Genomic DNA, 6299 nt, shown 5'->3' on the forward strand with positions numbered 1-6299 from the left:
TCGTTTTTCGGGGGGGGGGGGGGGCGGGGGGGGGCGTGCCGCCGGTCGGCGGCGTGCCGGTCGCCGTCCCGGCCGGTCGGGTCGGCGCCGGCGCGGCCGGGGTGACGGCCGGGCGGGGCCGGCCGCGGAAGACCAGCGCGTCGGCGACGGCGGTGGCGGCCTTGACGGTACGCGGCTCGTCCGGCACCACCAGGGAGGCCAGCGGCGGCACCGGCGCGGGCGCCCGCCGCGGCGCGGCGGCGAGGTCCTCGCGCGGCACGGCGGCGGGGGCGTGGCTCAGCCCGAGCGCGTCGCCGACGCCCCACGCCACGCCCGCGCCGAGCAGCAGCAGGACGAGCGCGGCGGCGAGCAGCGGGTACGGCTTCCGGCCCCGAGGAACGCGAGTCACGCTCGGAGCGTAGGGCCGCGCCGGCCGGTATCCGGATAACGATTCCACCGCGGACCGCCGAAGCCCCGACGAGCGGTCGGCTCGTCGGGGCTTCGCGGCCGGAGGCGGTCAGGCCCGGCGCAGCCGGGACTCGATGGCCTCGATGATGCGCGGCCGCAGTTCCGCGGCGCGGATCACGGCGTCGACCGAGCCGACCTCGACGGCCCGCCGGATGTTGTGCACCCGGTCGAACTCCGTGGCGACCTCGCCGAGCTTCTCCGCGCGCACCGACGAGCGGAGTTCGTCGAGTTCCGCGGTCAGCGCGGCGCGTTCGGTGCCGGCGGCGGCCGCGGCGCGGGCCTCCAGGTCCCGCACCCGGGGGTCGGCGGCGGTACGCGCGTCGACGTCGCCGGAGAACACCACCGCGGCGGCGGGCGCGCCGCCCAGCACCGAGGCGAACGACCCCTCCAGCGCGAGCACGGTCATCTCCGGGTTCAGCGCCTTGGAGAACACCACGAACGCGCCGCCGTGGTACCGCGAGATCACGCAGAACACGATGGGCCCGCGGAAGTTCACGATGGCCCGGCCGATCTCCGCGCCGTACTCCAGTTGCAGCTTGCGCATCGACTCGGGCGAGCCGTCGAAGCCCGACAGGTTCGCCAGCACCACCAGCGGCCGGTTGCCGCTGGCCGCGTTGATCGCCCGCGCGGCCTTCATGGAGGAGCGCGGGAAGAGCGTGCCGGCGGTGTAGGTGTCCGGACCGTCGGTGGGCGGGAAGCCCCGCCGGGGCACCGACCGGGACTCGATGCCGAGCAGGCAGACCGGGATGCCGCCCAGGTGCACGTCCTGCACCACCGCGGTCTCCGCGTCGGCCATGCCCGCCCAGCGCTCCAGCACCGGGTGGTCCTGGTCGGCCAGCGCGCGCATCACGGTCCGGATGTCGAACGGCTTCTTCCGGTCCGGGTTCGCGGTGGCCGAGAAGATCTCGCCGACCGTGGCGAAGTCGCTGCCGGCCACGGCGTGCGGGAAGCCGGAGATGTCCCGGTCGACCGGGTCGGTGGTGCCCGCCCGGCGCGGCGCGTCCTCCCCGGGCGCGACGTACGTGTGCGCGTAGTGCGCCATCAGCACGTCCCGGGCGGCGGGCAGGTCCGGCGCCCAGTACTGGGCCTGGCCGTTCGGGCCCATCACCCGGTCGTAGCCGCCGATGCCGAAGTTGTCCTCGGCGGACACTCCACCGGAGAAGTCGAGCGACTGCTTGCCGGTGAGCACCATCGCCGAGTCCGGCGTCATCACCAGGATGCCCTTGGTGTGCATGAGCATCGTGGCCTCGGCGTTCCAGTACGGCTGGGCGCCGACGTTGATCCCCGCGACCACGATGTTGATCTCACCGCCGGCCTGGGTGAACTCGACGATCCGCTTGAGCGCCGCGGCCACCCAGTCCATGTTCTCGGTGCCCGACGTCATCGAGATCCGGGCGCCGGCGGAGAGGGCGTACCACTCCAGCGGCACCCGCATCCGCTCGGCCAGGTCCAGCGCCGCGATCACCCGACGGCACTCCGGCTCGGAGAGGGCGCCCAGCGACTTCGTGGGGTCACCGAGCAGCACCACCCGGGTGATGCCCTGCGGGTGCCGCGGGGTCGGCGTGGTGACCACGCCGGCCACGATGGCCGCGCTGTTGCGCCCCTTGGGCCGGTCGACCGGCACCAGCGCGTGGTGCTCGTCGAGGTCGTGCTCGACGAAGTCGCCGAGCAGCCCGGTCAGCTCGTAGGGGTAGACGGTGTTGCGGCTGCTCGCCCGGAGCACCTTCAGCCGGTAGTCGTCGAGCGGCTCGACCGGCTCCACCGGCGGCTCCCCGACGGTCAACCGGGCGGCGCCGGTCACGTCGAAGGAGATCCGTACCGCGATCTTGGTCAGCGCGCCGGTCTCCCGGTCGCGCTGCCGGGCGATGAACAGGATCTCCTCCAGCCCGGCCCCGGCGGTCGTCGGGCGTACCCGCCCGGCGATCATCTCCATCTCCTCGCGGGTGAGCTCGCTCGGCGGCCACACGTAGACGACGATCCGGTTGGTGGGGAAGCGCCCCTTCGACGGGCGTTGCGACTGGGCGCGGCGGATCGAGTCCAGGCAGGCGGCGATGGTGTTCTCGGTGGTCGGCAGCGCGACCAACCGGCCGTCCTGATCGCGCAGCCCGGTCAGGTCGCGCACCTGCGCGAACGCGACGAGGCGCTGGTCGGACGGGTTCTCCCGGGCCACGCACTGGAAGAGGTAGACCTCCTCGTCGGCCGACGGCAGCCGGGTCAGGTCGAACTTGTGCAGCCGCTCCAGCTGCATGCGCTCGGCGATGTACGGGTGCAGGCCACGGATCAGCCGCTCCTCGGCCATGCCGGCACCGGCCGGGCGGAAGGTGAAGTGGTGGTGCATGACCGCGCCGGCCCGGCCGGCGACGGTGGTGGTGACCCGGCGCACCTGGGCCGGCAGCGGGTGCGCGTTGAGCACCTCGAGCAGCGCCGCCGCCATCGCGTCGAAGTCCGCCGGCTGATTCTCCCAGGCCAGGTAGATGTCGGCGTCGATGGTGCCGTCGCCGCCGGCCAGCTCGGCGAGCCCGCGCAGCGCGCCGCCCAGCGCGTCGAAGCGCACCGCCGCGGAGACCACGCTGGACCCGGCGCGGCCGGCGACCACGAAGGTGCAGCCGGCGACGTCGTGGGTGCGGACGCTGGTGAGTGCCTTGTTGCCGTAGTAGCGCCGGGTCAGCACCTCGAGCATGACCGCGTTGTCCAGGTGGTCGCGAACGAGTCGCTGGCCGAGCAGCCGGACCAGCGGTTCGGTGCTGCGTACCATCGCGGCCACCCGCTCGGCGCGGTCGGGCGCGTCCGGGTGGGCGTCGAGGTGGCGCAGGTGCCGGCGGACCTCGGCGTAGACCTGGGCGCGGTTGCGGCGCAGCAGCGGCTGGGCGAACCAGGCGAAGACCACGCCCCGGGCCAGGTCGGCGACGACCGGGAAGCGGACCTGCGTGGCGGCCACCAGCCGCTCCAGCGCCAGGCCGGCCGGCTCGCGCAGCGCCTCCTCCGGCGGGGCCTCGCGCAGCCAGGCGCGCAGCAGGGCCACCACGACCGCGGCGTCGGCGGACGCGCGCTGCTGGGCCAGGAAGATCCGGAACACGGCGGCCTCGAGCGCGGGGGAGCGCTCCAGGTCGGTCACCCCGTAGTGCCCGAGCGCCTTGCCCAGCCGGGCCTGGAACGCGGCCGGCAGCCCGGCCCGCTCCACGTCGAGGCTCTGCAGGTAGGTGTGGAAGTACTCGCGCGCGCTGTGCACGTGCGCGTCGCCGCCGCCGTCCTCGCCGGTGGGCCGGTTGCGGCTCAGCTCGGCGAGGTCGGCGAAGACCTCGAACAGGTCGATCTCCTCGGCGAGCGGTCGGTGACCGTCCTCAATGGCGGCCTGCCGGGCCGCCAGGTAGTCGTCGAGCGCCCGGCGGTCGTCGTGCGGGTCGACGTCGAAGCCGAGCAGCAGGCCGCGCAGATCCTCCTGGCCGCGCCGGGTGCGCTCGGCCGCCGGTACGTCGCCGGGCGCGGCGGGCAGGTCCAGCTCGACGGTGGCCGAGGACGGGCCGTCCGCGACCTCCGCACCCTCGTCGGCGACCGGCTCCAGCCGCAGCAGCGCGGCACCGGCCTCCACCTGGCTGCCCACGGAGACGGCGCACTCCTTCAGCCGCGCCTTGAACGGCGCCCGCAGCACCGTCTCCATCTTCATGGCCTCCAGCACCAGCACCGGCGCGCCCGCCTCGACCTCGGCGCCGATCGCCAGCGGGGTGGCGACCACCAGGGCGGGCATGGGAGACCGGAGGACGCCGCCCTCGTCGCGGCTGACCCGGTGCGTCACGCCGTCCACCTCGACCAGGTGGATCGGGCCGTGCGTACCGGTCAGCAGCCGGTGCCGGGAGCCGTTCACGGCGATCTGCCCGGTGTGCCGGTCGAACCGGTCGAGTTCGACGTCGGCGGTGTGCACCGCGCCGCCCGCCTCGATGCCGACCCGGAACCGGTGCGCGCCGATCCGCGCCACCCGCATCCGGTAGGTCACGCCGCGCAGCTTGAGGTCCAGTGGCCGGCCGCTCTTGTGCTGCACCTGGGGCCGGCCGCCGGCCGCCGTCGACAGCAGCCGCTGCCGCTCGGCGCGCTCCTCCTCCTCGTACGCCTCGATGGCCGCGGCGGCCAGCGCGACGGCCGAGTGCCGGTGCGCGACCAGCCTGCCCTGGCCCCGGACCCGGTCGATCCAGCCGGTGTCCGCGCTGGCGTCGATCACCTCGGGCTGGTCGAGCAGGTCGAGCACGAAGCTCTTGTTGGTGGCGCCACCCTCGATGATCACGGTGGTGTTCGCCATCGCCCGGCGTAGCCGGCCCAGCGCCTCGTCCCGGTCGCGCCCGTACGCGATGATCTTGGCGATCATCGAGTCGAAGTCGGCGGGGATGGTGTCGCCCTCGCTGACCCCGGTGTCCACCCGGATGCCCGGCCCGGCGGGCAGGTCCAGCCGGGCGATCCGGCCCGGGGAGGGCGCGAAGTCGCGGTCGGGATCCTCGGCGTTGAGCCGGGCCTCGATGGCGTGGCCGCGCTCCACCGGCGGCACGCCGTCGAGCCGCCCGCCCCCGGCGACGTGCAGCTGCGCCTTGACCAGGTCGAACCCGGTGGTCAGCTCGGTGATCGGGTGCTCGACCTGGAGCCGGGTGTTGACCTCCAGGAACGCGAAGAGCCGGTCGCCGGGGTGGTAGAGGAACTCGACGGTCGCCGCGCCCCGGTAGCCGACCGCGACGGCCAGCCGCTCGGCCGACGCCTTGAGCTCGGCGGCCTGCGCCGGGCTGAGCACCGGCGACGACGACTCCTCGATGACCTTCTGGTTGCGCCGCTGCACCGAGCAGTCCCGTACGCCGAGCGCCCACGCGGTGCCCTGGCCGTCGGCGATCACCTGGACCTCGACGTGCCGGGCACCGGTGACCAGGCGTTCCAGGAACACCACGCCGCTGCCGAAGGCCCGCGCCGCCTCCTGGCTGGTGCGCTCGTACGCGTCGGCCAGGTCGGCGGAGTTGGTGACCACCCGGATGCCGCGCCCGCCGCCGCCCGCGGTCGCCTTCAGCATCAGCGGGTAGCCGATCTCGGTGGCCGCCGCCAGGGCGGCGTCCAGGGTTTCCACCGCGCCGCGGCTCCACGGCGCGACCGGTACGCCGACCTCCTCGGCGATCAGCTTCGCGCCGATCTTGTCGCCGAGCTTGCGCATGGCGTCCGGGCTCGGCCCGACGAAGGTGACCCCGATCTTCTCGCACAGCTCCGCGAACGCCGGATCCTCGGCGACGAAGCCCCAACCCACCCACGCGGCGTCGGCGCCGGTCTCCACCAGGGCGCGTTCCAGCACCGTCAGGTCGAGGTACGGCCGCGCGGACGCCGGACCGAGGTCGTAGGCGATGTCGGCCTCGCGCACGAACGTCGCGGTGCGGTCGACGTCGGTGTAGAGGGCGACCGTCTCGATCCTGGCCCCGGTCTCCGCAGCCAGCTCACGGACCGCGTGGATGAGCCGCATCGCGGCCTCACCCCGGTTGACGATGGCGACACGGCTGAACACCTGACCGACCCCTCCGGTAGAACCATGATGCGACGCGCCGCGGGACCACGGCCCCCGGCAGTGATCCACCCTTCCGCCTGCCGGCGGGCGGCGCCATGTCGTAACCGCCGAAGCCTGTGCGGTGCCAGTTGTAGGAACCGAACAAAACTTTTTGGCTGTCACGGTGGCTGCATGGGGACCGGCGCCCGGTTAGGGCGGAGCCCTGTGCGCCGGCCGGCCGGCGACCTTGAGGCGACGACGCCCGCCGGCGCGGAGGGTGCCGTCAGCGGCTCAGCGCCGGCCCGCCCGGCGGCTCAGCGCACGCCCGCCCGGCGGGGTCTGGGCGGGCCGG

Annotated in this window: 1 protein-coding gene and 1 pseudogene; both read right to left on the minus strand. The window is 74.5% G+C overall.

All coding sequences use genetic code 11. The features are described 5' to 3' along the window. Window positions 1-388: pseudogene (locus LQ51_RS08775) on the minus strand (hypothetical protein); the annotation flags it as partial. 108 nt (window positions 389-496) lie between these two features. Continuing rightward, on the minus strand, window positions 497-5968 hold the full coding sequence (locus tag LQ51_RS08780; RefSeq protein ID WP_046564205.1) for an ATP-binding protein: 5472 nt from the start codon (window positions 5966-5968) through the stop codon (window positions 497-499). Window positions 5969-6299: the final 331 nt, after the last annotated feature.

Source organism: Micromonospora sp. HK10 (genome assembly GCF_000982955.1).
Taxonomy (GTDB): Bacteria; Actinomycetota; Actinomycetes; order Mycobacteriales; family Micromonosporaceae; genus Micromonospora.